Source organism: Brucella ciceri, assembly GCF_041930145.1.
GTDB lineage: Bacteria > Pseudomonadota > Alphaproteobacteria > Rhizobiales > Rhizobiaceae > Brucella > Brucella intermedia.
Genome location: NZ_JBHEEV010000002.1, coordinates 279,359 through 303,682, shown reverse-complemented (window position 1 = coordinate 303,682; position 24,324 = coordinate 279,359). Strand labels below are relative to the sequence as shown.

Sequence of the window (24,324 nt, the reverse complement as noted above, 5' to 3'; positions counted from 1 at the left end):
CCTCTGCGATTGCCACGTTTTCACTATAGTTAGTGTTGTAACATCATTACTGCAATACACCAAATCGGGAGCGTCCCGAAGCGCTCTGCAAAATATTGCTCGGAAGAGGAGAAGCGTATGTCGAATGACCGGATGAAACCTCTCATGCTGGCTGCCGTGATCGGCCTTCTGGGTGCAGGGGTAGCAGGCTTTGCAGCCGGAGGCGCCCTGGCGCAGAATCCGCCGAAGGGCGCGCCTGAAGAAACGCCGAGAAACGTCCAGGAAAAGCACGATAATGCTCCCGAGCCAGTTCAGGAAACCAAGCCCTCCGAACAGACGCAGGATGCCGCCGGAGGCGTGACGGTTCCAGACTATCGCGACGATCGTTCCACTCCACAGGCGCTCATCGAATCCTATTACAATGCGATCAACCGCAAGGAATATGCGCGAGCCTATGGCTACTATTCCGAAGAGGGACGGGAACCGGACTTCAAGACCTTCCTGAAAGGTTATGAAAACACCAAGAGCGTGAAGGTGGCGTTGCGGAAGACCGATCCCGACCCGGGGGCGGGGCAGATTTACTGGAGCCAGCCGGTGGCCATCGAAGCGGAAACGACGGATGGCAAGAAGGAAGTCTTTACAGGCTGCTATACGATTCACCTTACAAATCCGGCCATGCAGGAGGACCCGCCCTTCAAGCCGATGCAGATCATGACTGGCTCGCTCACCAAGTCCCCGCTTGAACTGGAAAAAAGCGTGCCGGAGACCTGCGAAGCGCCTTGAATCGAAATGGCAAAAAGGCCCTTGACCTTGCCACGATGGGAAGCTCCATCTTATGGCCATCCCTAGAAGGAGTGACTGATTTGATGAAGTTTTCCATTCCCAAGATGAAATGTGGCGGTTGCGCCGATAGTGTTACAGCCGCCTTGCGCGGACTTGATGCGACGGCGCCCATCGAGATCGACCTCGAAAAGAAGGAAGTCGAGTTCGGCGGCAACGTTCCCCAGGATAGAGTGCTCTCCGCCCTGGCTGCTGCCGGGTTTCCAGCGGCAAACGCTCAATAATGTGATTTCGGCAGCGCTTGTTTCAATGCGCTGCAGAAGATAGAGCCATCCCCGGAAGCATGATGCAGTTCCGGCTAGGCTGTGCGTCGAGAACAGATGCCGGGAAGCGGAGGGCTTTCCGGCATTTCCATGTCCCGACGCACCGTAGCACTCATATGGAGTGACCTTGGGCGCGCCCGGTAAACCTACCGGCGCTGTTATCGGTAACAGTGAGCATAAATGCCGCAAATGCTGTGTTTCATTGACTGGACCCGCGATTTTTGCCACATCAACGGCAAATCTCGTTTATGGTGCTCCGGCAGGATGCAGGGCGCTCCAATGGCATGAAACATCGCACTTCGCGATAAGGAAGGGTTTAGGGCTATGGCAGCCGATTTCCAGGATCTTCGCACAAAGATGGTCGACAACCAGATCCGCACGACGGACGTAACCGATCTGGCAGTGATCGATGCTTTCCTGACCGTCCCGCGTGAGGCGTTCGTTCCGGCGGCCCGGCAGGTCCTTGCCTATATTGACGAAGACCAGCTTCTCGAAAGCGAAGGCAAGCAGCCCCGCTATCTGATGGAGCCTTCGCCTTTCGCCAAGCTGGTGCAGCTCGCAAACATCAAGAACACGGACGTCGTTCTCGATGTCGGCTGCGGCACCGGATATTCTGCCGCCATCCTTTCCAAGCTGGCCGGTTCGGTCATCGGCCTCGAAAGTGATTCCGTATTGTCGGCTGCCGCCACTGCCCGTCTCGCAGAATTGGGCTATGACAATGTTGTGATCGTTTCGGGCGAACTGCAGGCAGGCTATCCTTCGGAAGCACCTTATGACGTGATCGTCATTGAGGGCGCTGTCGACTTCATCCCGGACGCACTTCTCGCCCAGTTGAGGGACGGCGGACGTCTCGTTGCCGTTGAAGGGCGCGGGAATGCGGGAGTTGCGCGGATTTACGTTAAAGAAAATGGTGTTGCATCGGGACGCGGTGTGTTCAACACTGCGGTTCGTCCGCTACCGGGCTTTGAACGGATTCCGCAGTTCGAGTTTTAATTTTAGCGGATGATACAATTCTGCAACGCTGTGGAATTTGTTTGTGCAAGCTCTGGCGGGGGCAATGGAAATAACCGAATTTAGAGGTTATTAGGATTTGCCCGAACCAATCGGTTCGATAGTTGGATTCGTTTGTTCTTATAATGAGGTACCCGGTGTTCAAAACGTGCAAAGGACTGGTAGCGGCCGCAGCATTGTTGTCTGGCACCATTTTAACGGGGCAGGCGGCGTTCTCGGAGACGTTGACCGGCGCTCTCGTCAAGGCCTACAAGAACAATGCTAACCTGAACTACTCCCGCGCAGGCGTCCGCGTTACGGATGAAGGCGTGGCGATTGCCAAGTCCGGTTATCGCCCGCAGATTACGGGTTCTTATAACGTAGGGCGCGGCAAGACCCCTTCAAGCCGGGGATATCGTACGACAGGCACATTCGGCATTGAGCTGAATCAGATGCTGTTCGATGGATTTCAAACCAAGAACAATGTCGCCGCCGCCGAGACACAGGTCTTTGCCCAGCGCGAGAACCTCCGCAATGAAGAGCAGAACAGACTCTATGAGGCGGTGACCGCCTATATGGATGTCTATCGAGCTCGCCAGATCGCGGCCCTGCGTGAACGCAACCTTGCAGCCCTGAACGAACAGGTTCGTGCAGCCCGCGCTCGCCTCGACGTGGGCGAGGGCACGCGCACCGACGTTGCCCAGGCAGACGCCAGCCGCTCGAATGCGGTTGCTGCGCTCAATTCTGCACGTGCGGATGTCAAGTCGGCAGAAGCAGCCTACGTGCAGGTGATCGGCGTTCAGCCGGACAAGCTTGCAGCGGCTGCGGCTGCCAAGAATCTGCCGGCCTCTCCGGATCAGGCCTTCTCCATTGCAATTGCTGGCCATCCGGGCATCCTCGCGACGCAGTACGCCGTCAACGCTGCCGGATATAACGTAAAGGCTAAGGAAGGCGCTCTGCTTCCTTCCGTCGGGCTTACGGCAAGCGCCAGCCGCCTCGATACTTATGCCGGTGAGGGCGGTTCGCAGACCGACGGTAATTCGGCTTCGATCGGCGTTGGTGTGAGCATTCCGATCTATACCGGTGGCCGTACTTCGGCACAGGTCCGCCAGTCCAAGGAGCAGCTTGGTCAGGCGCGTATCGAAGTCGACGTGGTTCGCGATCAGGTTCGTCAAGCGATAGGCTCGGCTTGGTCGCAGCTTGAAGCTGCCCGTGCGTCGGTCAAGGCAAATCGGGACGGCATTTCTGCCGCACAGCTTGCTCTCGATGGCGTCATCGAGGAACGTAAGGTGGGGCAGCGCACCACGCTCGACGTGTTGAATGCGCAAAACGATCTCATCACGGCGCAGATCGCTCTGGTCGAATCCGAGCGTAACGTCGTTGTTGCCAGCTATGCGCTCCTGAGCGCGACCGGTCGCATGACCGCCACCCAGATGGGGCTGCAGGTTGCCGAGTACAAGCCGGAAGAGCACTACAACGCCGTCAAGGACAAGTGGTTCGGCCTGCGCACGCCGGACGGTCGCTGATCATTTGTGTTGAATGAGAATTGAAAGGCACCTTCGGGTGCCTTTTATTTTGCCGGCGATCGGGATTCTTGCGGCTTCGTCAATCCTTAACAAATCCATAAAGCTGTGAGTTTGAGAGCACGTGTCCTGCGTGGGGATTCTCAAACGGGGGATCGTCCGCTACCCTTAATCCATTGATTCTCTGTCTTTTGCAGACAATGTCGCAATACAGGAAAGCGGATTAGCCATGGCACAGACATCCAGCGCAGCACGTGAACCGTCGATGGAAGAGATTCTCGCGTCCATCCGCAGGATCATCGAAGACAGCGATGTCACCCGCCAGCCCGCGCCCATGGCATCTCAGGTTCGCGGAGAGGTTGCCGAGTTTCGTCGTCCGGTCACCGAGCAACCCGTTGCGCAGCCGGAGAGGCCCGCAATGATGCGCAATGTGTTCCAGGACGAACCGACATTGCGCGGCCCGATCAGCGAGCCGGTGTCACCGGCGCCCGAACCGGCAATCGAGGCCGAGGACGAGGATGAAGTTGTTCTCAACGCCGAGAATGACGATCATTCCAACCCCGAGGCTCTGGCACATCCGCAACAGCCCGCCGCAACAGATATTTCGCTGGAAGAAATGGACCTTTCGGTTGAAGCGGAGATCGCAAAGGCGGTCGATACCTTGCTGGAACCGGAACCCGATGCGGAAATCGAACAGGAAGTTCCTGTTCAGCCCAAGGCTGCCGCCCCGGTTACAGAAGCCGTTGCAAAGCCGCAGCCTTCTGCCCATATGTTGTCGCAGATTGCTGAACGTCAGGTAGCTGCTGCGTTTCAGGATTTGAATCATGCAGTCCGGGCCGAACCGCGCCGCTCGTTCGATGATATTGCTGCGGAACTGCTGCGCCCGATGCTGCAGGACTGGCTCGACAACAATTTGCCGACGCTCGTTGAGCGGCTTGTGCGCGAAGAGATCGAACGCGTGGTACGCGGCGAGCGATAAGCGTACCGTCCCGAGTTGTGGAAATCTTACCCGTCTGCGCAGCAGGCGGGTTTTCACTTTTAGAATGACCGACGGCGGCGCTGTCACTTTTAAAGTGATTTGTCAGCTGTTAGTTGCTATTGAGCCTTCAATTCATTCATCGCGCATAAAGACCGGATAATTCCATGCTTGAGAAGACCTATGACGCCGCGGCGATAGAGCCGAAAATTGCTGAACGCTGGGAAGAAGCGGGTGCATTCAAGGCGGGTGCAGGCGCGAAGCCGGGAGCCGATCCGTTTGCCGTGGTTATTCCGCCGCCGAACGTCACCGGATCGCTGCATATGGGCCACGCGCTCAACAACACGATCCAGGACATCATGGTTCGCTTCGAACGCATGCGCGGCAAGAATGTGCTGTGGCAGCCCGGCATGGACCACGCAGGCATTGCAACCCAGATGGTTGTCGAGCGCCAGCTGGCTGAACGGCAGGAACCAAACCGTCATGCCATGGGCCGCGAGAAGTTCATCGAACGCATCTGGCAGTGGAAGGCTGAATCGGGCGGCATGATTTCCAACCAGCTGCGCCGCCTTGGTGCCTCGTGTGACTGGTCGCGCGAGCGCTTCACCATGGATGAAGGGCTTTCGCGCGCGGTTCTGGACGTTTTCGTCTCGCTCTACAAGCAGGGCCTCATCTATCGCGACAAGCGCCTGGTCAACTGGGACCCGAAGCTGCTGACGGCGATTTCCGACATTGAGGTCGAGTCTCGCGAGACGAAAGGCCATCTGTGGCATTTCCGTTATCCGCTTGAGAACGTCCCGTTCGACCCGGAAAACCCGCACACTTACATCGTCGTGGCGACGACGCGGCCGGAAACCATGCTGGGCGACACCGCTGTCGCGGTCAACCCGAAGGACGGGCGTTACCATGCTCTGGTCGGAAACGACGTGGTACTCCCGCTCGTCGGTCGCCACATTCCGATCGTTGCCGACGATTATGCCGATCCGGAAGCCGGTTCTGGCGTGGTCAAGATTACGCCTGCGCATGACTTCAACGATTTTGAGGTCGGCAAGCGCAACGATCTGCGCGCCATCAATATCCTGACGCCCGAGGCCGCAGTTACGCTCAAGGGCAACAATGACTTCCTGGAAGGCCTTGAGCTGACGCCCGAACTGAAGGCGCTCATCAACGAGCTGGATGGGCAGGATCGCTTTGCGGTTCGCAAGCGCATCGTCGAATTGATGGACGAGCGCGGCTATCTGGAAAAGATCGAGGACCACACGCACGCCGTTCCGCACGGTGACCGCGGTGGCGTGCCGATCGAACCCTATCTCACCGACCAGTGGTATGTGAACGCTGCCGAACTTGCCAAGCCTGCAATGGCGGCCGTTCGCGACGGCACCACGCAGATCGTTCCTAAGAACTGGGAAAAGACCTATTTCGACTGGATGGAAAACATCCAGCCGTGGTGCGTCTCGCGCCAGCTTTGGTGGGGACACCAGATTCCAGCCTGGTATGGCCCCGACGGCAAATGCTTTGTCGAAAAGAGCGAAGAAGAGGCGAAGGCCTCCGCGCGCGCCCACTATGGCGAAGATGTTGCGCTCGAGCGTGATACCGACGTTCTCGACACGTGGTTTTCGTCTGCGCTGTGGCCGTTCTCCACACTCGGCTGGCCGGACAAGACGCCGGAACTCGCAACCTATTATCCAACAAGCGTTCTGGTTACCGGGTTCGATATCCTGTTCTTCTGGGTTGCCCGCATGATGATGATGGGTCTCCATTTCATGGAGGAAATCCCGTTCCACACGGTTTATCTGCATGCCCTGGTTCGCGACAAGCATGGCGCGAAGATGTCGAAATCGAAGGGCAATGTCATCGATCCGCTGGAGCTGATGGATGAATACGGCGCCGACGCGCTGCGGTTCACCCTTGCGATCATGGCCGCTCAGGGGCGTGACGTTAAGCTCGATCCGGCTCGTATTGCAGGCTATCGCAATTTCGGCACCAAGCTCTGGAATGCGACGCGCTTTGCGCAGATGAATGGCGTGAAGCTCGACGCCGGTTTCAAGCCGGAAAACGCCAGGCTTGCCGTCAATCGCTGGATACTGACGGAACTGACCAAGGCCACGCGCGCCGTGACCGAGGGCATCGACAACTATCGCTTCAATGAATCAGCGGGCGCTGCCTATCGTTTTGTCTGGAACCAGTTCTGCGATTGGTATCTGGAACTGCTGAAGCCGATCTTCATGGGCGACGATGAAGCTGCGAAGGCTGAAGCCCAGGCTACTGCAGCCTATTGCCTCGATCAGATCTACAAGCTTCTGCACCCGTTCATGCCTTTCATGACGGAGGAACTCTGGACCCTGACCGCAGGCGAGGGGCAGAAGCGCGATACGGTGCTGGCGCTTGCAGCCTGGCCGGAACTGTCGTTCGAGGACGAGGAAGCAGCGGCTGACATCAACTGGCTGGTTGATCTCGTCACCGGGATTCGTTCGGTTCGCGCAGAAATGAATGTGCCTGCTGGGGCGATCGCTCCTGTTGTCGTTCTGGATGCGAATGCGGCAAGTATCGACCGCTTTGCCCGTCACGATGCTGCGATCAAGCGTCTTGCGCGTGTCGAGAATGTTTCGTTCGAGGCACAGGCTCCAAAAGGTTCGGCACAGATGCTGCTGGGTGAAGCGACAATCTGCATCCCGCTTGGCAATCTGATCGACCTGAAGGCGGAAGCCGCACGCCTCGCCAAGGAAGCTGGCAAGATTGCCGCCGAAATGGACCGCATCGAGAAAAAGCTTTCCAACGAGAAATTCGTTGCGAATGCGCGTGAAGAAGTCGTTGAAGCGGAGCGTGAGCGGCTTGCGGAACTGAAGGAAGCCGCGCAGCGTGTGGCAACGGCCGAGTCACGCATCCGTGATGCAGGCTGAATTGACCTGACGTAAGAAAACAGATTTCGGTCGAATCAAACACCCGGCAGCCTCCGCTGTCGGGTGTTTTGTTGCGCGTTAGTCGTAATTCGGCGCGTTTCAAGCGGCAGAGGGAGTGATCGAACTGGCGTTTCGATTGTTTTTGAGCAATGTTGCGCTTTCGCAACAAGGCGAAAAAGCGGCCGAAAATTGGCCGATTCAGGCATGTTTTGCCATGTGCTTGGTCTAATTTTACTAATGAAACGACAATATGATCGGTGTTTTAGCCATTTTCCGCATATGCGTTGAAAGTTCCATAACGCTAATCCAAATTAATGCATCTTGCGGGCTGAATCCTTCCTGATTTACGTTTTCGTCAACGTTAATACCGTTGCTGTGTGGGAGGACATTTATGAGTGTACAGCGCGTGAAAATGGCAGGGATGGTCGCAGCTTTCCTCGGAAGCGCGGTCGCTGCCAATGCGGGCGGCTTCGAGCGCGGCTCGCAGGATTTCGATATTCTCTTTGAACAAGGCAATGCCGTCGAGGCGACCGGCACTTTTGTGGCTCCTCAGCGCAAGTTGAAGAATATTGGCGGCTCTTTGGTCGGCGCCTCGACAGGCGGTATCAATCCGATTACCCGTCGCCCTTACGAGACTGAAGTCGATGAAGCGAAGAGCTATTGGGTTCCAAAAGTTTCGGCGAAGTTCGACCTTACCAATGATCTTGCTTGTGCGGCTCAATATCGCCAGCCTTGGGGTATCGAGACGGATGTCGGCGTCGATACCGTGCGAATGTTCACCGCGATTGAACAGAAAATCTCCTCCAACGATTATGGTGTAAACTGCTCCTATCGGTTTGCAGCTGGAGAGAAGAGCTATTTTCGTATTCTGGGTGGCGTGAGCTATCAGGAGCTCAAGGGCGAACAGACCCGAATGATACCTCCGGGTTCAGCCTTTGGCGGCTCGTTCCGCGTAGCGTCTCTGGATGTTGAAGATCAGTCGGTGGGTTGGCGTCTTGGTGCCGCTTACGAAATCCCTGAATATGCGATGCGCGCAACGCTCGTTTATCAGTCGGAAGTCAAATATAACCTCGAAGGCACCATCGACAATCTGGCGCTCGATCGGTTGACAGGTCGCGGTATACCGATCAACGTTGAAAGCGACGTTTCTACACCTCAGTCGGTGGAATTCAGGTTCCAGACCGGTATCGCTCCAGACTGGCTTGCTTTCGGTTCGGTCAAGTGGACCGACTGGTCGAGCATTACTTCTGTGGACTTTAATTCCGCGGATAGCAGGGTCGTTCGTCAGGGAACGAAAATCACCAGCCTGAACCTTTACTATCAGGACGGTTGGACGGTTAGCGGTGGCGTCGGTCACAAGTTCAACGACCAATGGTCGGCTGCTGCGACCGTTACCTGGGATCGTGGCACCAGCACGGGCCTGACTTCACAGACAGACATCTGGCTCTTCGGTCTCGGCACGAACTACAAGCCAAACGATCAGTTTGAGGTCCGTCTGGCGGGTGCTGCCGGCTGGCTTTCCTCGGGTGAACTGGACGATACCGTTATTGGTGGTACGCGCAATGCCACAGGCTCCAAGGGCGAGTTCGGAAATGATTTCGTTGGTGCCCTGTCACTCACTGCGAAGGTCAAGTTCTAAGCTCGACATATAAGACACGAAAAAAGCCCGGCGTTGCCGGGCTTTTTGTTGGATGCCGCTTGGGCTCAGGACCGTTCAAGCCGCGCAAGCAGCGAAGACGTATCCCAGCGGTTGCCTCCGATCTTCTGCACTTCCTTGTAAAACTGGTCCACGAGAGCCGTAACCGGCAGAAGCGCGCCATTGCGGTCTGCTTCCTCAAGGCAGATGCCAAGGTCCTTGCGCATCCAGTCGACTGCAAAACCGAAATCATATTTGCCCTGGTTCATGGTGCCGGAACGGTTCTCCATCTGCCAGGAGCCCGCTGCCCCCTTGGAGATTACCGAGATCAGCTTTTCGATATCGAGACCAGCCTTCTTGCCGAAATGGATGCCTTCCGCCAGCCCTTGAACGAGACCGGCAATGCAAATCTGGTTGACCATCTTTGCAAGCTGGCCCGAGCCGACCGGACCCATGAGGCCGACCATGCGCGCATAAGCATCGATTACTGGCCTGGCGCGCTCAAAAACAGCCTCCGGCGCTCCAACCATGACCGTCAGCACACCGTTTTCGGCACCTGCCTGCCCGCCGGAGACAGGCGCATCGATGAAGTGAAAGCCGCGCTTTTGCGCTTCGGCGTCCAGTTCGCGGGCAACCTCCGCGGAGGCCGTGGTGTTGTCGATGAAGATCGCATCCTTCCTCATGGTCGAGAATGCGCCATCCGGGCCGATGGTGACGGAACGAAGATCATCGTCATTGCCGACACAGGCGAAAACAAAATCCGCATCGCGAACGGCTTCGGCGGGCGTGGCAGCAAAGCTGCCGCCGAATTCCCTTGCCCATTTTTCGGCCTTGGCCGTCGTGCGGTTATAAACCGTGACGTCGTGACCGCCCTTGTTCTTGAGATGTCCGGCCATGGGATAGCCCATGACGCCCAAACCCAGAAAGGCGACTTTAGCGGGTGTCGTCATTCGTTCATTCCTCTGGATAGATGTAAGCAATCAGGTGAGAGGCGTCATAACGGCCGCCTGATAGGCCGGACGCTGTTTCAAACGGTCATACCAGTCTTCGAGCCGTGGGAGAGAGGGGCGCTCAATTGGGAACTCGAACCACGCATAGGCATAGCAACCGATGGGAATGTCACCAATGCCGAAATTGTCGCCCGAAAACCAGGCGGCGTCCTTGAGGCCGTCATTGGCAATCTGCATCGAATGAGCCAGCCCCTGAAGACCGCGTTCCAGAATGGCCGGATCGCGTTCCGCTTCCGGCAACCGGATCAGATGCTTGATGACATCGCTGAAATTGGAGGCGAGGGAGGTGGAGGCCCAATCCATCCACTTTTCAGCCTGCGCGCGCCTGGCCGGGTCTTCGATCCAGAACGTTCCCTTGCCATAGACTGCCGCAAGGTAACGGGTGATGGTATTGGATTCCCACAACACAGTCTCGCCGTCTTCCAGTAGCGGAATCAGCCCGTTCGGATTGCGCGCAAGATAAGTGGGGTCTTTCAGGCCACCAAACTGGCCGCCCACGTCGATCTGCTCATAGTCGAGATTAAGTTCACGCGCTATCCAGAGCGCCTTCTTCACATTCGTGGAATTGATACGACCCCAGATTTTCAGCATGACTCAGCCTGTTGCATTACTGTCGAAAAATGCATTCTAAACAGATCGTCCCCGAAAGTCGCAAGACTTCCGGGGACGATATTTTGGCTTATGCCTATTTAGTGATCTCTAGCGAACAAGATGACGTGTCAGCCGTCGTTCGAGAAAATCCCAAACGTGCCGCAGACACTCGACGATCACCAGATAGATGACCGCTGCCCAGAGATAGGTCTGGAAATCGAAGGTCCGCGAATAGGCGCGGCGCGTTTCGCCCATCAGGTCCAGCACGGTGATGATGGCGACAATGGCCGATCCCTTGATCATCAGGATGATTTCGTTGCCGTAAGGGCGCAACGCCACGATAAGCGCCTGCGGAAGAATGACCTTCCAGAAGGTCACACGCTTTGAAATGCCAAGAGCCGCGGCGCCTTCCCATTGGCCGAGCGCCACGCTCTGGATGGCGCCGCGCAGGATTTCAGCCTGATAAGCCGCCGTATTGAGCGAAAACGCCAGAATCGCGCAATTCCACGCGTCGCGGAAAAACACCCAAAGCCCGATGCTTTCGAGAAACGGACGGAAGGTGCCAAAACCGTAATAGATAAGGAATGTCTGCGCGAGCAGTGGTGTGCCCCGGAAGAAATAGACATAGCCGAAGGCAAGTCCGCGAAGCCATCGATTGTTGGACATGCGCGCGGCCGTGATCGGCAGCGAAAGCAGGGCGCCTATGATGATGGAGACAGCGACCAGCTTCAGCGTGATCAGAAGACCGGACCAGTAGCGCGGCCCGTAGGTTTCAAACAGATCGACGCGCCATGCGTTATAGAGATAGATCGCAAGGCCGGCGAAGAGAAGGAACCATAAAGCGACGATGACGTGGCCTGCGACGCGCATCCGCGTCCATTGCTTTACCACTGGCGGCGGGGCCATCACCGGGACTGTCGTGTTGGAAACCGTCTGACTCATGTCATGCACCTCGCGAACGGTTGGCGCCTGCATCGGCCCAGCGGGCAATGCGGTCGATGAAGTAGGACGAGATGATTGCGAGAACCAGATAGAGCAGGCAGGCTATGCCGAAGAACAGAAACGGTTCCTTGGTCACGCGCGCCGCGATGGAAGTCTGCCGCAGGATATCCGACAGGGTGATGACGGAAACCAGCGATGTATCCTTGAGAAGCACCAGCCACAGATTGGCCAGACCGGGCAGGGCGATGCGGATCAGCTGCGGCAGGATGACCTTGCGCATGGTCTGCCAGTGCGACAGGCCGACGGCATAACCGCCTTCATATTGCCCGCGCGGGATGGCGCGGAATGCCGAGAGGAAGACTTCGCTCGAATAGGATGAGAAGACGAAGCCCAGCGCGACCATACCCGCGCCGAACGCGTTGATTTCGACATTGGCTTCGACGCCGAACAGGCTCAAGAGCCGCTGCAGTCCCAGCGATGCGCCGAAATAGACGAGAAAGAGGGTCAGAAGTTCAGGCAAACCACGAAAGATCGTCGTGTAGATGTTTGCTGCCAGCCGTATCGAGGGTTCGCTGGACTGTTTGCCGACGGCAACCAGAAATCCAAGTGCGAGACCGACGGGAAGTGTTGCGAGGGCCAGCGAGACGGTAACCAGAAGGCCCCAGGCAATGCTTGCCCCCCAACCGTCCGGGCCGAAACTCAACAAAGTGGCGTAATGTTCCATGCGCCTATTCTTTTTCCTGAAGGCAACTGCCTGTGTTTTTTATCGCCTTGCGGGCATCAACCCGGCGAGGCTTGTGCGGCATGCCCGTACAAATGTTTTGCGCCGGTTTGCCAAAACGCAAACCGGCGCATGTCTATCAATTTGGATTAGTTTTCAGCGCCATAAGCATCGAAGTCGAAGTACTTGTCATTGACTTCCTTGTATTTGCCGTTCGCGCGGATGGCCTTGATGGCTGCGTTGAACTTTTCAACCAGTTCGGGGCGGCCCTTCTTGAAGGCCACGCCAGCGCCCGGACCATGGATTTCGATAACTGGCGGGAACGTACCGACCATCTTGCAGCAAGCCCCATCTGGGGACTTCAGCCACTGGGCCAGCGTCACGCTGTCGTCGTTAACGGCATCGAGACGGCCATTGGCGAGATCGAGGCGATATTCTTCCGCCGTCGGATAGGCCTTGATCGTGCTGTCGGTGAAGGTCTTTTCAGAATAGTTGGAGTGCGTGGTGGAAACCTGCACGCCGATGGTCTTGCCTGCGAGGTCTTCCTTGGTCACACCCTTGATGTCGGTGTCTTTGGGAGCCGCAATGCCGGGAGGCGTGTTGTAATATTTATTGGAGAAGTCGACCTGCTTCTTGCGCTCGTCCGTGATGGACATGGATGCGATGAAGGCGTCGAACTTGCCTGCCTGAAGCGCAGGAATAGCGCCGTCCCATTCCTGGGTAACGAATTCGCACTCGGCTTTCATCTCCTCGCAGAGCGCCTTGGCGATATCGACGTCGAAGCCCGAGAGGGTGCCGTCCGGATTGATGAAGTTGAAGGGAGGATAGGCGCCTTCGGTGCCGATCTTGAGCTTGAGTGGTTCTTCTGCATTGGCAACGCCAGCAGCCATGCTGCCGATTGTGATTGCCAGTGCTGCGACCGATGCTGCAGTGGCGATACGCTTCAATACGCGCATTTTCAGTCCTCTCGTTTGTTTTGGCTGGTTCCCTGATTATTTCTTCTGGTTCAGCCGCTTAAGGGGCACTCACGACCGTGTAACTTTAGATTGCACGTTTGGCAGTGGATTCCCCCTATCCCTACCAATAGATGGTTGAGCCGATCATGCGCAATATTTTTTCGCGCTTCCATCTCCACCATCAGGTCTGTCGGCGATATTCCCACCATTTTTAGACGATTGGCAAGATGGTCCGTGTAATTAAATTGTGTCTCTTGAGAGTGAATTCGTCTGCATTTTCTGCATGTTTTTGTCTCGTTATAATGGAAATCGCTATTTTGACCATAAAATTTAGGGAGTTGCTCAAAGCGCCATCTCGCGTTCGATAAAATCGGCTATTTTCTCGATATCATTGATGTCGAACACGGGCACTGCTTCGTCGGGTTGGGGCTGGTCGCTGGCGATGGCGACGATGGTCGGATCGTCGCCAGAAAGCGCGGGCCCGTCATGGCTTCCCTGCCGACGCAGCTCGATTTTCTTGTGTGTTTCGCGCTTATAGCCTTCGACCAGGACAAGATCGCAGGGCGCCAGTTTGGCGGCAATCTCACGCAGGGAGGGCTCATCTTCGCCCATGCTCTCATGCATGATCGCGTAGCGCTGCGACGAGACTATGGCGACTTCCGCCGCTCCCGCCTTTCGATGCCGCCAGGAATCAGTTCCTTCATGGTCGATGTCGAAATTGTGATGGGCATGCTTGATCGTGGCGATACGGTATCCGCGGGCGGTAAGGCATGTCACCAGGCGTTCGGTCATTGTTGTCTTGCCGGAGTTTTTCCAGCCGGTAATGCCGAAAAGCTTCTGGTTCATTCCATCGACTCAGCCAGTTTTCGGGCCGCGACAAGATCGTCGGGCCGATTGATGTTGAAGAACGGATCATATGTTTCCGGACTATCGCCAGCGAAGGCAAGCGGAAAATCGACGGTCTCAAAACCTATATGCTCAGCGAACGCAAGCACGCTCGCCCTGTTCGTTTCGGAGAGCCAAGCGGACAGTTCATCCGCCAGTCCCGTTTCCCACAGGCCGAAAATCGGATGCACCCGGTCAAGGGAACTGGCGAGAACGATGCGCGCTCCGCTTTCATTTCGACGCGAAAGCAGGCGTCCGGCGAGATCGCGAGGCAGGAACGGCGTATCGGCTGCCGTTGTTAGTAAAAGGGAAGCCCCCCGCGCATGGATCAAAGCCGACAGGATGCCGACAAGTGGACCGCCATGTTTTGAAGGCAGGTCTTTCAGGATCGGTACGCCGAGATTGGCCAGACGGGGATCATCGCTGTTCGCATTGACAACGAGAGTTTCGACCTGCGGGCTGATGCGCGTGATGACATGGGCAATGATCGAGCGCTCGCCGTTGAGTGGCTGAAGGAACTTGTCGCCCGCAACGCCACCTTCCTGCATGCGGCTGGAAAGCCCCCCGGCGATGATGGCCCCTGCAATCATGACGGTTCCACGCCTGTCGGGATCGTCGCGAGCGTGCTCTTGTTGCGTTCGCGCTTCTTCAATACGTTTTCGCGATAGACCATGTAGACGCCGCTTCCGACCACCAGAACCGATCCGATGATCGTATATATGTCAGGCGCTTCACCGAAGATCAAAGTGCTGAGGCCGATCGCCCAGAGCAGGCTCGAATAGCGAAACGGTGAAACGAACGAAACTTCGCCTTCGCGCATCGCCAGAATGATGAAGTGATAACCAACGAGAAGCAGAACGGCGGCAATGGCCATGGCGACGACGGCGGTCATCCCGAGTGGCTGCCATCCGCCCATCGGAACTGTCAGCGCGCCACCCGTCAGTGTTATCGCGCCTGCGGTCAATGTCGACAGAAAGAGAGTTGGCACATGCGCCGGCACCCGGCGTGTCGCGATATCTCGTGTGGCGGCAAAGCACACGCTGGCGAGAAGGACGGCGACAGCGGCCAGGCTGGCCGCGCCATCCGTTCCAGGCCGGATGATGATGAGAACGCCTACCAATCCGACAAGGATACAGCACCAGCGACGCCAGCCCACTTTTTCCTTCAGGAAGAGCGCCGCTCCGAGCGTCACGACAAGCGGCGTTGCCTGAAAGACGGCGGAACAGAAGGCCTGTGAGAGATGACCGAGGGAGTAAATATAGGTGATCGTGGCGACGACTTCACCCACAACACGCAGGATTGTCATCCTCTCCAGCGAAAGATTGCGCAACGCGCCGTGGCGCCATGCCAGCAAACCGATCAGCGCCGTCGCGAATATGCCGCGGACCAGCATATACTGCCCGCTGTTCATCTCGGTCAGGAGATATTTTGTGATCGTATCGCCGATGGTGAAGGTCCCCATGGCGAGAAGCATGAAAATACTTGCACGAAAATTCGCTGATTGCGGCACGATACAGAATCCGGTTTAGGCCTGAGCCTTGGATTGCATACCGTTTTAAAGTCGATCTCGCGACAATTATTTCGGGTGATTTGTGCTTTTCAAGTATAGGCGGCTCAACCGCCGGTAAGGCTCATGTGGCGTGCAACCGCCGGGCGATTATGATCGCGGTCGATGATGAAATCGTGCCCTTTCGGCTTGCGCGAAATTGCTTCGTCAATCGCCTGGCCGAGCAGCAGGTCGCTTTCGCTTTCCCGCAGGGCCTTGCGCAGATCCGCATCGTCGTTCTGGCCGAGGCACATATAGAGCATCCCGGTGCAGGTCAGCCGGACACGATTGCAGCTTTCGCAGAAATTATGGGTCATCGGCGTGATGAAACCAAGCCGCCCGCCTGTCTCGGCAATCGTGACGTAGCGGGCAGGGCCGCCCGTGCGGTACGGGATGTCCGATAGCGTGAACTGCCGCGACAGGTCTTCCCTTACCTGCGACAGCGGCAGATACTGGTCGGTGCGGTCGAACTCGATCTCGCCCATCGGCATTGTTTCGATGAGGGTCATGTCCATGCCGCGGCCATGCGCCCAGCGGATCAGTTCAGGAATTTCATGTTCGTTGAAATCCTTCAGTGCGACCGCGTTTATCTTGACGCGGATACCCGCACGCTGTGCAGCCTCAATCCCCTCAAGAACGCGGGGCAGATCGCCCCAACGGGTGATCTGATGGAATTTTTCAGGGTCGAGCGTATCCAGCGAGACATTGATACGGCGTATCCCGCACTCCGCCAGTTCGTCGGCAAAGCGTGAAAGCTGCGATCCGTTCGTGGTGAGGGTCAGTTCATCCAGCGCACCTGATTTCAGATGGCGCGAAAGCTGCCGGATCAGGTGCATGATGTTCTTGCGCACCAGAGGCTCGCCGCCGGTCAGTCGCAGTTTCCGCACACCCTTGTCGATGAAGGCGGTGCAAAGCCGGTCCAGTTCCTCGAGCGTCAGCAAATCCTTCTTGGGCAGGAACGTCATATGTTCCGCCATGCAGTAGGTGCAGCGGAAATCGCAGCGATCCGTAACCGAAACGCGAAGATAGGTAACGGCGCGCCCGAAAGGATCGATCATGGGTCCAGTCGGGGAAACAAGTGGCTGGGCTTGGTTTGTGTGTATCATAAGCCGTTGTTTCCGCTTGCTGCGGAAGAATGTCCGCATCGTTTCCCTAGAGATAGGACCTGCGGACTTCATTGTCCAGTTTCGCGCGCACGAAGCTCTTTCAATAATGATCGCGCCTATTGCGATATTTTAACGCGGGGCCTATCAAAGCTGGCGAATATCCAAGCTGGAGAATGGTTATGAGCGAAGTCTGGCCGACCGAATTGCGCGTTTCGCACGACCGCAGGCTGCTGACGGTGGCATTCGATGATGGCCAGAAATTCGAGCTGACCGCCGAATTGCTGCGTGTGCTGTCACCTTCGGCAGAAGTGCAGGGCCATTCGCCGGAACAGCGCGTGACGGTTGGCGGCAAGCGCAATGTTGAAATCATGAAGGTCGAGCCGGTCGGCAATTACGCCGTTCGAATAACTTTCGACGACATGCACGACACCGGCCTGTTTTCGTGGACCTATCTCCACAAGCTCGGCTCCGAGAAGGAGACGTTGTGGCAAACCTATCTCGATGAGCTTGCCGGGAAGGGGCTCAAGCGGGACCGCTGACCTATTCTTTCTCCAGCATTTCGCAGATGCGGCGCATCACGTCGCCCATCGCGTTGCATTGCGCGGCTGTCGACTGCGCCATGACGCGGTCGATCAGTTCCGTATAGACCGTCAGCGCGTGTCCCAGCAGCTTTTCGCCCTTGGCGGTCAGGGTCAGGCGCATCACACGCTTGTCAGCAGGATCGCCTTCGCGCACCAGCAAGCCACGCTTTTCCAGCTTTGGCAGCAGCATGGTGATGTTTGAACGCCCGACAAGAATGCGGCGCGCAAGATCGTGCTGGGATTCGCCGGGATGGCGATAGATATTCATCAGTACATCGAGGTCCGCGATCTTCAGATCGAAGGTCGACAGCCCTTGGGCGAGGGCGCGTTCCACCGCCTTGCCGGCGCGCGCGACGGCAATCCAGTTCTTGAAGCGGGGATTATCCCACGGCAGTTTTTGAGTCTCGTCTTGCATTTTGTTCATTCTTGTACAATTATTTGTTCAGGATTGAACATAATTGAGGCCCTGTCATGACATCGTTCTCTTTGCAGGTTACGCGATTCGGCCTGGGTGTGCTCGGACGCATTGATGCCGAGAAGGCGGGCCGCGCGGCATTCAGGATTTTCTGTCGGACGCCAAGCCGCAAGCCGAAGACGAAGGCCTATGCGGCGCGCCTTCAACAAGCGAACACGGAACTCGGCCAGGCAAAGCGGCTCGATCTGATTATCGATCGCGGGTTGATCGCGACTTATCTGTTCGAGCCGAAGGTTCCGGCGGGGAGGACCTCGCTCGTCGTCCATGGATGGGGATCGCGCACTGCCGACATGATGACGATCATTCGCGAGCTTGTCGCACGCGGCGAACGGGTCGTTTCCCTCGACCTGCCGGGACATGGTGCATCCGCGGGCCACACGCTCAACATGATACAGGCAATCGCCGCCGTCGATGTTGCGTGGCGGCAGTACGGCCCGTTCGACGCGATGATAGGCCATTCGTTCGGCGGCGCGGTCATCATCAATGCGGCGGCGGGTTCCGTCGGTTGCTACCGGTCACACCGCCCGGCAAAGCTGGTGACGATTGCCTCTCCGCACTCGATGGCGGGCGTTTTCGACGGTTTCGGCAAAGTGCTCGGGCTTGGCCGCGATGCGCGCAACGCCATGAAGGAGCAGGTCCGCTACATCGCGGCGCGTCCGATCACGGATTTCGATACCGATGTGCTCCTGCGCCGCATGACGATACCGACGCTGGTCGTTCATGCGCATGACGATAAGGAAGTTCCCGCCATTTGCGCGGAAATGGTTGGCAAAGCTGGCTCCCATGTCACGGTGCGCTGGGCCGACGGCCTTGGCCATCGCCGCATCATCGCAAGTGCGGAAGTAGCGTCCATCGTGGCGGATTATCTTGATGATGCTCCGGGGTTAAGGCTCGTCGCCTGATCATGCTTGGCCGGGAACAAGTTTGTCCCATGCCGCCATGGCGCCCTGCGCCGCTGCTGTAAGGTCTGCGCGCGTTCCACCGTCGCGCGCAAGAATGGACATGCCGTTCTGTACCGTTGCGTAAAAGGTTGCCACCGCTTCGCAGTTGACCGACATGGCTATGTCGCCGTCGCGAATGCCGCGTTCGAGCCGCTTTTTCAAAATTTCGATATTGGCCTGGCGACAGTTGCGCAGCATGGTGCAGACCTTGTCGCTTGACTGCGTACGGTGCAGCGCATCCAGTGCGATCATGCATCCGCGAGGCACCGATTCCTGACAATAAGCGTCGACGGTGGCGTAGAGAAACTGCTCGAATGCCCTGCGGACCTCCGGCGTCTTATCCAGCGTCGACCATATTTCTACCCCGACTTCACCGGAATAAAGGGTGAGGGCTTCAAGATAGAGCCCTTCCTTGCTGCCGAAAGCTGCATAGAGGCTGGGAGCATTGATGCCCATGGCGGCTGTCAGGTCGGCCAGCGACGCGCCATCAAAACCTTTTTCCCAGAATTTGAGCATTGCAGCACGCAGCGCTGTCTCGCGGTCGAAGCTGCGGGGGCGTCCTTTGTCTGCCACGCTCCCTCCTTTCTGTATCGATCAATAAATAAATCGCTTGACCGCTCTGTGCAAGCCTGTCAGCAATTATTTATCAATCGATACAGAAAGGAAATGACATGCCAGCAGAAGCTCTGAACGGGAAGGTTGCTTTCGTCACTGGCGGAAGCCGTGGCATCGGAGCCGCAATTGCGCGGCGGCTCGCGAAAGATGGGGCAGCAGTCGTAATCACTTATGTGAATGGTAAGGAAAAGGCCGACACCGTGGTCTCCGGGATATTGGCCGATGGCGGCAAGGCGCTGGCGCTGAAGGCCGACAATCGCGATGCCGGCGAGATTGCAGCGGCCATCGATAATACCGTCAAGGAATTCGGCCGTCTGGATATATTGGTCAACAGCGCCGGCATCTGGCACGCAGCCCCGCTGGAACAGGTCACGCTTGCGGATTTCGATGACGTAATGGCGGTAAACTTCCGCGCTGTCTTTGCCGCCGTTTCCGCAGCCGCTCCGCATCTCGGTAATGGCGGACGGGTGATCACTATCGGCTCAAACCTCGCCGAAAGCGTGCCTTGGCCGGGCATCAGCCTTTATGCGGCAAGCAAGGCGGCGCTGATCGGTCTGACGAAAGGTCTGGCGCGCGATCTCGGCCCCCAAGGCGTCACGGTCAATGTCGTTCACCCCGGCTCGACCGATACCGACATGAATCCGGCAGCAGGCGACCATGCGGAGCAGCAGCGCGAACGCATCGCTACCGGCAGCTTTGGTTCGCCCGACGATATTGCAAGTCTGGTCGCCTGGCTTGCCAGCTCCGAAGGACGCTTCGTGTCGGGAGCCTCGCTCACCGTCGACGGTGGGGCCAACGCCTGAAACGAAAAGGGCGGCTCACGCCGCCCTTGTTTTCTGTCTCTTGCTTGAACTGCCTAGCCCAGATTGAGCTCCTTGAAGAAATCGTTGCCCTTGTCATCGATGACGATGAAGGCCGGGAAATCTTCCACTTCGATGCGCCAGATCGCTTCCATGCCGAGTTCCGGATATTCGACGACCTCGACCTTCTTGATGCAATCCTGCGCCAGACGGGCAGCCGGGCCACCGATGGAACCCAGATAGAAGCCGCCGTGCTGGCCGCAGGCTTCGCGCACCTGGCGCGAACGGTTGCCCTTGGCGAGCATCACCATCGAACCGCCGAAGGATTGGAACTGGTCCACATAGGAATCCATGCGGCCAGCCGTGGTCGGGCCGAATGAGCCGGAGGCGTACCCGGCAGGGGTCTTGGCCGGGCCTGCATAATAGATCGGGTGGTTCTTGAAATAATCCGGCATGGCTTCGCCGTTTTCAAGCCGCTCGCGAATCTTGGCATGGGCCAGATCGCGCGCCACGATGATCGGTCCGGAGAGTGACAGGCGCGTCTTGACCGGGTGCTTCGACAATTCCTTGAGAATGTCCTGCATCGGCTGATTGAGGTCGATTTTGACCACATGCGACGACAGTTTTTCCTCGTCAATGTCCGGCATGTACTTGGCCGGATTGGTTTCCAGCTTTTCCAGAAAGATGCCGTCTTTGGTGATCTTGCCCTTGGCCTGACGATCCGCAGAGCAGGAAACGCCAATGCCGATCGGCAGCGAAGCGCCGTGGCGAGGCAGGCGAATGACGCGCACGTCATGGCAGAAATATTTGCCGCCGAATTGTGCGCCGACACCGAGCGACTGCGTGAGCTTGTGGATTTCAGCTTCCATTTCGAGATCACGGAAGGCGTGCCCGGTTTCCGAACCCTTGGTGGGCAGGCTGTCCAGATAGCGCGTCGAGGCGAGCTTGACCGTCTTCAGGTTCATCTCGGCGGAAGTGCCGCCGATGACGATCGCCAGATGGTAAGGCGGGCAGGCGGCTGTGCCGAGGCTCAGGATCTTGTCCTTGAGGAAATCGATCATGCGGTCATGGGTGAGGAGCGATGGCGTTCCCTGATAGAGAAACGTCTTGTTCGCCGAACCGCCGCCCTTGGCGACGAAAAGGAATTTGTAGGCGTCTTCGCCTTCTTCATAGATATCGATCTGCGCGGGCAGGTTGTTCTTGGTGTTCTTTTCCTCGAACATCGACAGGGGTGCCAGCTGCGAATAACGCAGGTTCTTCTTGTTGTAGGCGTCGAGAACGCCTGCGCCCAGCGCATCGGCATCGCCGCCTTCAGTCCAGACGCGGCGGCCCTTCTTGCCCATGATGATGGCCGTGCCGGTGTCCTGACACATGGGCAGCACGCCGCCAGCGGCGATGTTGGCGTTTTTCAGGAGGTCGTAGGCAACGAACCGGTCGTTGTCGGTCGCTTCCGGGTCTTCGAGAATCCTGGCAAGCTGCTGAAGATGGCCGGGGCGCAGCAGATGGTTGATATCGGCAAAAGCCGCTTCCGAAAGCAGGCGAAGCCCTTCCGGGTCAACCGTCAGGATTTCCTGTCCCTTGAACGTATCGACAGAAACATGATCCGAAGTCAGCTTGCGGTAAGGGGTGTCGTCTTCGCCAAGAGGGAAAAGATCGGCGGCGCTTGCTTCTGCCATCGCGGTACCTCGCTTGCTTGCCAGCTGCGCCAGCCGGAAATGGTCACCGTTCCGGCTCGCGCGATAGGTTGATCGAAGCCCCGAAGACAGCTCCGGAACCAAAGTCTGAGGGGCTTTTAGCGCGATGCGGGATGGATGCCACTGCGTCACTTTGTTCATCAGGGCAATCCGGGTCGGTCTCCCAAGAAGGTGCCTCAAACAATTGTGATAGGTGTGGAACGCGAAATTGCTTCCCGAAGCATTAGCGTTAAAAGTTTCTATACGAGATTGGTAAATTCTACGTGCGAGATTCGGACGGATTCGCTTGTTCAGCGAACGCATCAATTTGGGCGGTTTGAAATGCAGTTTCCCAGACACTCGCAGACAGATGAGAAGAGCAGCGCTGGGCGCGGACTAACTATCCGTCGCGCAGCGGCGCTGGCTTTGGCAGCTTCGGTGTTTCTCCCCACGGCGCAGGCTGAAGCCGCGAATTCGTTATTGGAGCTTTTTCAGCAGCGCCGCCAGCAGCAGGCGCCACAGATTGCACCCCAGCCGGAGCTTCCAAAAGCTGCGACGCCAAAAGCAGTCGCGGCTCCGCGTCCTTCCACGCCGAACACGGCCGCGCGCAGCGTTCCGCCAGCCCAGCGCGTGACGGTGAAGGGCCCGCAGATTTACGATTACAAGCCCGATGCTCTGGTCAATGTCGATTTCAGCGCGCTCGACATGGGCGTCACGGCGGCCACTGAACCTGCCACGGTCGATCCGTTGACATCGGGCATGTCGCCGATCCGCCCGAAGATACATGAGGAAACCCCGGGGCAGCGTGCATTCGATGCAGCGGTGGACTATCTGAAGTCCGTCAACGTCAAGGCGGAGAAAGAGATAGCGCAGGCTATCGTTGATTATTATTCCAACAAGCGCAGCTTCATGTGGTCGGCCGATGACAAGGCGCTGGACCGCGCCAAGGACGTCGCTGCTTTCTTTGCCCGTGCCGATGAAGACGGGCTCAATCCCGACGAATATGCGGTCACGATTCCCGCTGATACTTTCGATGCTTCCGCCCAAGCCGAGCGCCAGCAGAAACTTGCAGAATTTGAAATCCGCATGTCGGCACGCGCTCTGCGCTATGCCATCGACGCAGGCGAGGGGCGGGTGATCGCCGACCGCCTCAGCGGTTTCCACGACCTGCCGCGCGATCGCGTCGATCCGAAAGCCGTTCTCGAAAAACTGGCGTCGGAAAGCGATCCGGCTGCCTATCTGCATGGCTTCCAGCCGAACAACGAGCAATATGTGGCCTTGAAGCGCGAACTGGCGAATACCGAGCCGCCCTCTGCCGAACCGATCCGCATCTCGCTGAATGGCGTCATCAAGCCCGGCGATGCCAACCCGCAGCTTGGCAAGGTCGTCGCCCTCATTTCGAGACATGCGCCCGCCAGCTATCTGGCAGAGCACAGGCAGGTGCTGGACGCCCATGCCAACGGCGACGTTTACGATCCGGAGCTGGTTGCGGCCATCAAGGACTACCAGAAGCTTTCCGGCAGCACGCCGGATGGCGTCATTGGCCGCAATACGCTTTCTGCCCTTCAGGGCGAGCAGTCCTCCATCAAGCGCGACCGTATCCTTTATTCCATGGAACGCCTGCGCTGGCTCCCGCATGATTTCGGCACGCGCTACGTGATGGTCAATCAGCCGGCTTACCGTGCGGAATATTTCGAGGATGGAAAAGAAAAGCTGGCCATGAATGTGGTCATCGGCTCTCCGAGCCACCAGACCTATTTCTTCTACAACAAGGTGCAGACGGTCGTTTTCAATCCGTCATGGGGCGTGCCGCGCTCCATCATCCTGAACGAGATGCTGCCGAAGGTCATGCGGGACACGAGCTATCTCGACCGCAACGGCTATGAGGTTTATGCGGACGGCAAGAAGGTTTCGGCCAGCGCCGTCAACTGGAGCGCGGTTGCCGCAGGCAAGGCCCATGTCGGCATTCGGCAGAAGCCGAGCCTCGACAATGCGCTGGGCGAACTGAAGATTCTGTTTCCCAATTCGCATGACATCTACATGCACGACACTCCGGCCAAGTCCTATTTCAGCCGCGACATGCGGGCGCTCAGCCACGGCTGCATCCGACTGGAACGCCCGCGCGACATGGCCGCTGCCGTCATGGGAACAACCGTGCAGGATCTGGACAAGTATTTCGGCAAGAACGAACGCGGCATCAAGGTGAAGGAGCCGGTTCCTGTCTATATCTCCTACTTCACGGCATGGCCGGATGCGAGCGGCCAGATTCGCTATTATGGCGACGTCTATGACCGTGATTCCGGCTTGCAGAAGGCATTCGACAAGACTGCGGGTTCGCGTCTGGCAGCGCTCTGAAATCCTTTGCCATTCAAGAC

At 57.5% G+C, this 24,324-nt stretch carries 23 protein-coding genes; 11 read left to right on the top strand and 12 right to left on the bottom strand.

The annotated features are described in order from the left end of the window. The first annotated feature begins 117 nt into the window (after positions 1-117). The 7 genes from JNC63_RS04625 (at position 118) to JNC63_RS04595 (ending at position 9,110) form a co-directional block, all read left to right on the top strand. The gene (locus tag JNC63_RS04625) at positions 118-762 is read left to right on the top strand and encodes a hypothetical protein (RefSeq protein WP_025091445.1); all 645 of its coding nucleotides are present in this window, start codon (positions 118-120) and stop codon (positions 760-762) included. 80 nt (positions 763-842) lie between these two features. Then, the gene (locus JNC63_RS04620) at positions 843-1,043 is read left to right on the top strand and encodes a heavy-metal-associated domain-containing protein (RefSeq protein ID WP_006472152.1); all 201 of its coding nucleotides are present in this window, start codon (positions 843-845) and stop codon (positions 1,041-1,043) included. A gap of 363 nt (positions 1,044-1,406) precedes the next feature. Continuing rightward, positions 1,407-2,075 (top strand): protein-L-isoaspartate O-methyltransferase family protein, encoded by a 669-nt coding sequence (locus tag JNC63_RS04615; protein WP_025091446.1) that lies wholly within the window; start codon positions 1,407-1,409, stop codon positions 2,073-2,075. 143 nt (positions 2,076-2,218) lie between these two features. Continuing rightward, positions 2,219-3,598 (top strand): TolC family outer membrane protein, encoded by a 1,380-nt coding sequence (locus JNC63_RS04610; protein WP_043716433.1) that lies wholly within the window; start codon positions 2,219-2,221, stop codon positions 3,596-3,598. A 226-nt stretch (positions 3,599-3,824) separates the two neighbouring features. Continuing rightward, positions 3,825-4,574, top strand: a complete 750-nt coding sequence (locus JNC63_RS04605) for a PopZ family protein (RefSeq protein ID WP_025091448.1) — start codon at positions 3,825-3,827, stop codon at positions 4,572-4,574. Between the two features lie 164 nt (positions 4,575-4,738). Further along, positions 4,739-7,471 carry a valine--tRNA ligase gene (locus tag JNC63_RS04600; protein ID WP_025091449.1) on the top strand — a complete coding sequence of 911 codons (2,733 nt, stop codon included), beginning with the start codon at positions 4,739-4,741 and terminating at the stop codon, positions 7,469-7,471. Between the two features lie 391 nt (positions 7,472-7,862). Beyond that, positions 7,863-9,110, top strand: coding sequence for an OmpP1/FadL family transporter (locus tag JNC63_RS04595; protein ID WP_247880618.1), 1,248 nt, complete (start codon positions 7,863-7,865; stop codon positions 9,108-9,110). Between the two features lie 65 nt (positions 9,111-9,175). On the opposite strand, the gene JNC63_RS04590 is transcribed toward JNC63_RS04595, so the two are convergent. The 9 genes from JNC63_RS04590 to moaA form a co-directional block, all read right to left on the bottom strand. After that, positions 9,176-10,057: an NAD(P)-dependent oxidoreductase gene (locus JNC63_RS04590; RefSeq protein WP_025091451.1), complete on the bottom strand. Its 882-nt coding sequence runs from the start codon at positions 10,055-10,057 to the stop codon at positions 9,176-9,178. A 30-nt stretch (positions 10,058-10,087) separates the two neighbouring features. Then, a complete protein-coding gene (locus JNC63_RS04585; RefSeq protein ID WP_025091452.1) occupies positions 10,088-10,708 on the bottom strand; it encodes a glutathione S-transferase family protein in 621 nt (206 codons plus the stop codon). 108 nt (positions 10,709-10,816) lie between these two features. Next, on the bottom strand, positions 10,817-11,650 hold the full coding sequence (locus JNC63_RS04580) for an ABC transporter permease (RefSeq protein WP_025091453.1): 834 nt from the start codon (positions 11,648-11,650) through the stop codon (positions 10,817-10,819). 1 nt (position 11,651) lies between these two features. After that, entirely contained in the window at positions 11,652-12,374 is a 723-nt protein-coding gene (locus JNC63_RS04575; RefSeq protein ID WP_006466733.1) for an ABC transporter permease, read from the bottom strand. 146 nt (positions 12,375-12,520) lie between these two features. After that, positions 12,521-13,327 carry an ABC transporter substrate-binding protein gene (locus tag JNC63_RS04570; protein ID WP_006466734.1) on the bottom strand — a complete coding sequence of 269 codons (807 nt, stop codon included), beginning with the start codon at positions 13,325-13,327 and terminating at the stop codon, positions 12,521-12,523. A 342-nt stretch (positions 13,328-13,669) separates the two neighbouring features. Then, positions 13,670-14,173: a molybdopterin-guanine dinucleotide biosynthesis protein B gene (gene mobB, locus JNC63_RS04565; protein WP_025091454.1), complete on the bottom strand. Its 504-nt coding sequence runs from the start codon at positions 14,171-14,173 to the stop codon at positions 13,670-13,672. Next, positions 14,170-14,802, bottom strand: coding sequence for a molybdenum cofactor guanylyltransferase (gene mobA / locus JNC63_RS04560; protein ID WP_043716438.1), 633 nt, complete (start codon positions 14,800-14,802; stop codon positions 14,170-14,172). Before mobA ends, mobB begins: the two co-directional genes overlap by 4 nt. Next, complete coding sequence (locus JNC63_RS04555) at positions 14,799-15,686, bottom strand: DMT family transporter (RefSeq protein WP_051556945.1); 888 nt, start codon at positions 15,684-15,686, stop codon at positions 14,799-14,801. Before JNC63_RS04555 ends, mobA begins: the two co-directional genes overlap by 4 nt. A gap of 140 nt (positions 15,687-15,826) precedes the next feature. Beyond that, entirely contained in the window at positions 15,827-16,864 is a 1,038-nt protein-coding gene (moaA, locus tag JNC63_RS04550; RefSeq protein ID WP_077684254.1) for a GTP 3',8-cyclase MoaA, read from the bottom strand. A gap of 179 nt (positions 16,865-17,043) precedes the next feature. On the opposite strand from moaA, the gene JNC63_RS04545 reads away from it, so the two are divergent. Continuing rightward, complete coding sequence (locus tag JNC63_RS04545; RefSeq protein ID WP_022568836.1) at positions 17,044-17,403, top strand: gamma-butyrobetaine hydroxylase family protein; 360 nt, start codon at positions 17,044-17,046, stop codon at positions 17,401-17,403. A 1-nt stretch (position 17,404) separates the two neighbouring features. Here JNC63_RS04545 and JNC63_RS04540 read toward each other — a convergent pair whose 3' ends face one another. Continuing rightward, the gene (locus JNC63_RS04540) at positions 17,405-17,869 is read right to left on the bottom strand and encodes a MarR family winged helix-turn-helix transcriptional regulator (RefSeq protein WP_006466740.1); all 465 of its coding nucleotides are present in this window, start codon (positions 17,867-17,869) and stop codon (positions 17,405-17,407) included. 47 nt (positions 17,870-17,916) lie between these two features. Between JNC63_RS04540 and JNC63_RS04535 the strand changes: the two genes are divergently transcribed. Continuing rightward, a complete protein-coding gene (locus JNC63_RS04535; protein WP_063882589.1) occupies positions 17,917-18,822 on the top strand; it encodes an alpha/beta fold hydrolase in 906 nt (301 codons plus the stop codon). On the opposite strand, the gene JNC63_RS04530 is transcribed toward JNC63_RS04535, so the two are convergent. Continuing rightward, positions 18,823-19,434 (bottom strand): TetR/AcrR family transcriptional regulator, encoded by a 612-nt coding sequence (locus tag JNC63_RS04530; protein ID WP_063882588.1) that lies wholly within the window; start codon positions 19,432-19,434, stop codon positions 18,823-18,825. Between the two features lie 98 nt (positions 19,435-19,532). Between JNC63_RS04530 and JNC63_RS04525 the strand changes: the two genes are divergently transcribed. Next, the gene (locus JNC63_RS04525; RefSeq protein WP_063882586.1) at positions 19,533-20,279 is read left to right on the top strand and encodes an SDR family NAD(P)-dependent oxidoreductase; all 747 of its coding nucleotides are present in this window, start codon (positions 19,533-19,535) and stop codon (positions 20,277-20,279) included. A gap of 53 nt (positions 20,280-20,332) precedes the next feature. Here JNC63_RS04525 and JNC63_RS04520 read toward each other — a convergent pair whose 3' ends face one another. Then, positions 20,333-21,952, bottom strand: coding sequence for a fumarate hydratase (locus JNC63_RS04520; protein WP_025091462.1), 1,620 nt, complete (start codon positions 21,950-21,952; stop codon positions 20,333-20,335). Positions 21,953-22,291: 339 nt separating this feature from the next. On the opposite strand from JNC63_RS04520, the gene JNC63_RS04515 reads away from it, so the two are divergent. Further along, positions 22,292-24,304 carry a L,D-transpeptidase family protein gene (locus tag JNC63_RS04515; RefSeq protein ID WP_100651934.1) on the top strand — a complete coding sequence of 671 codons (2,013 nt, stop codon included), beginning with the start codon at positions 22,292-22,294 and terminating at the stop codon, positions 24,302-24,304. The last annotated feature ends 20 nt before the right edge of the window (positions 24,305-24,324 follow it).

Bases quoted from the DNA above. Each gene is read 5' to 3' on its own strand.
- JNC63_RS04605 (WP_025091448.1), top strand. From the start codon at position 3,825: ATGGCACAGACATCCAGCGCAGCACGTGAACCGTCGATGGAAGAGATT.
- mobB (WP_025091454.1), bottom strand. From the start codon at position 14,173: ATGAACCAGAAGCTTTTCGGCATTACCGGCTGGAAAAACTCCGGCAAG.
- JNC63_RS04555 (WP_051556945.1), bottom strand. From the start codon at position 15,686: ATGCTTCTCGCCATGGGGACCTTCACCATCGGCGATACGATCACAAAA.
- JNC63_RS04520 (WP_025091462.1), bottom strand. From the start codon at position 21,952: ATGGCAGAAGCAAGCGCCGCCGATCTTTTCCCTCTTGGCGAAGACGAC.
- JNC63_RS04595 (WP_247880618.1), top strand. From the start codon at position 7,863: ATGAGTGTACAGCGCGTGAAAATGGCAGGGATGGTCGCAGCTTTCCTC.
- JNC63_RS04615 (WP_025091446.1), top strand. From the start codon at position 1,407: ATGGCAGCCGATTTCCAGGATCTTCGCACAAAGATGGTCGACAACCAG.
- JNC63_RS04525 (WP_063882586.1), top strand. From the start codon at position 19,533: ATGCCAGCAGAAGCTCTGAACGGGAAGGTTGCTTTCGTCACTGGCGGA.
- mobA (WP_043716438.1), bottom strand. From the start codon at position 14,802: ATGATTGCAGGGGCCATCATCGCCGGGGGGCTTTCCAGCCGCATGCAG.
- JNC63_RS04585 (WP_025091452.1), bottom strand. From the start codon at position 10,708: ATGCTGAAAATCTGGGGTCGTATCAATTCCACGAATGTGAAGAAGGCG.
- JNC63_RS04600 (WP_025091449.1), top strand. From the start codon at position 4,739: ATGCTTGAGAAGACCTATGACGCCGCGGCGATAGAGCCGAAAATTGCT.
- JNC63_RS04545 (WP_022568836.1), top strand. From the start codon at position 17,044: ATGAGCGAAGTCTGGCCGACCGAATTGCGCGTTTCGCACGACCGCAGG.
- JNC63_RS04540 (WP_006466740.1), bottom strand. From the start codon at position 17,869: ATGAACAAAATGCAAGACGAGACTCAAAAACTGCCGTGGGATAATCCC.
- moaA (WP_077684254.1), bottom strand. From the start codon at position 16,864: ATGATACACACAAACCAAGCCCAGCCACTTGTTTCCCCGACTGGACCC.
- JNC63_RS04575 (WP_006466733.1), bottom strand. From the start codon at position 12,374: ATGGAACATTACGCCACTTTGTTGAGTTTCGGCCCGGACGGTTGGGGG.
- JNC63_RS04590 (WP_025091451.1), bottom strand. From the start codon at position 10,057: ATGACGACACCCGCTAAAGTCGCCTTTCTGGGTTTGGGCGTCATGGGC.
- JNC63_RS04625 (WP_025091445.1), top strand. From the start codon at position 118: ATGTCGAATGACCGGATGAAACCTCTCATGCTGGCTGCCGTGATCGGC.
- JNC63_RS04515 (WP_100651934.1), top strand. From the start codon at position 22,292: ATGCAGTTTCCCAGACACTCGCAGACAGATGAGAAGAGCAGCGCTGGG.
- JNC63_RS04570 (WP_006466734.1), bottom strand. From the start codon at position 13,327: ATGCGCGTATTGAAGCGTATCGCCACTGCAGCATCGGTCGCAGCACTG.
- JNC63_RS04535 (WP_063882589.1), top strand. From the start codon at position 17,917: ATGACATCGTTCTCTTTGCAGGTTACGCGATTCGGCCTGGGTGTGCTC.
- JNC63_RS04610 (WP_043716433.1), top strand. From the start codon at position 2,219: ATGAGGTACCCGGTGTTCAAAACGTGCAAAGGACTGGTAGCGGCCGCA.
- JNC63_RS04580 (WP_025091453.1), bottom strand. From the start codon at position 11,650: ATGAGTCAGACGGTTTCCAACACGACAGTCCCGGTGATGGCCCCGCCG.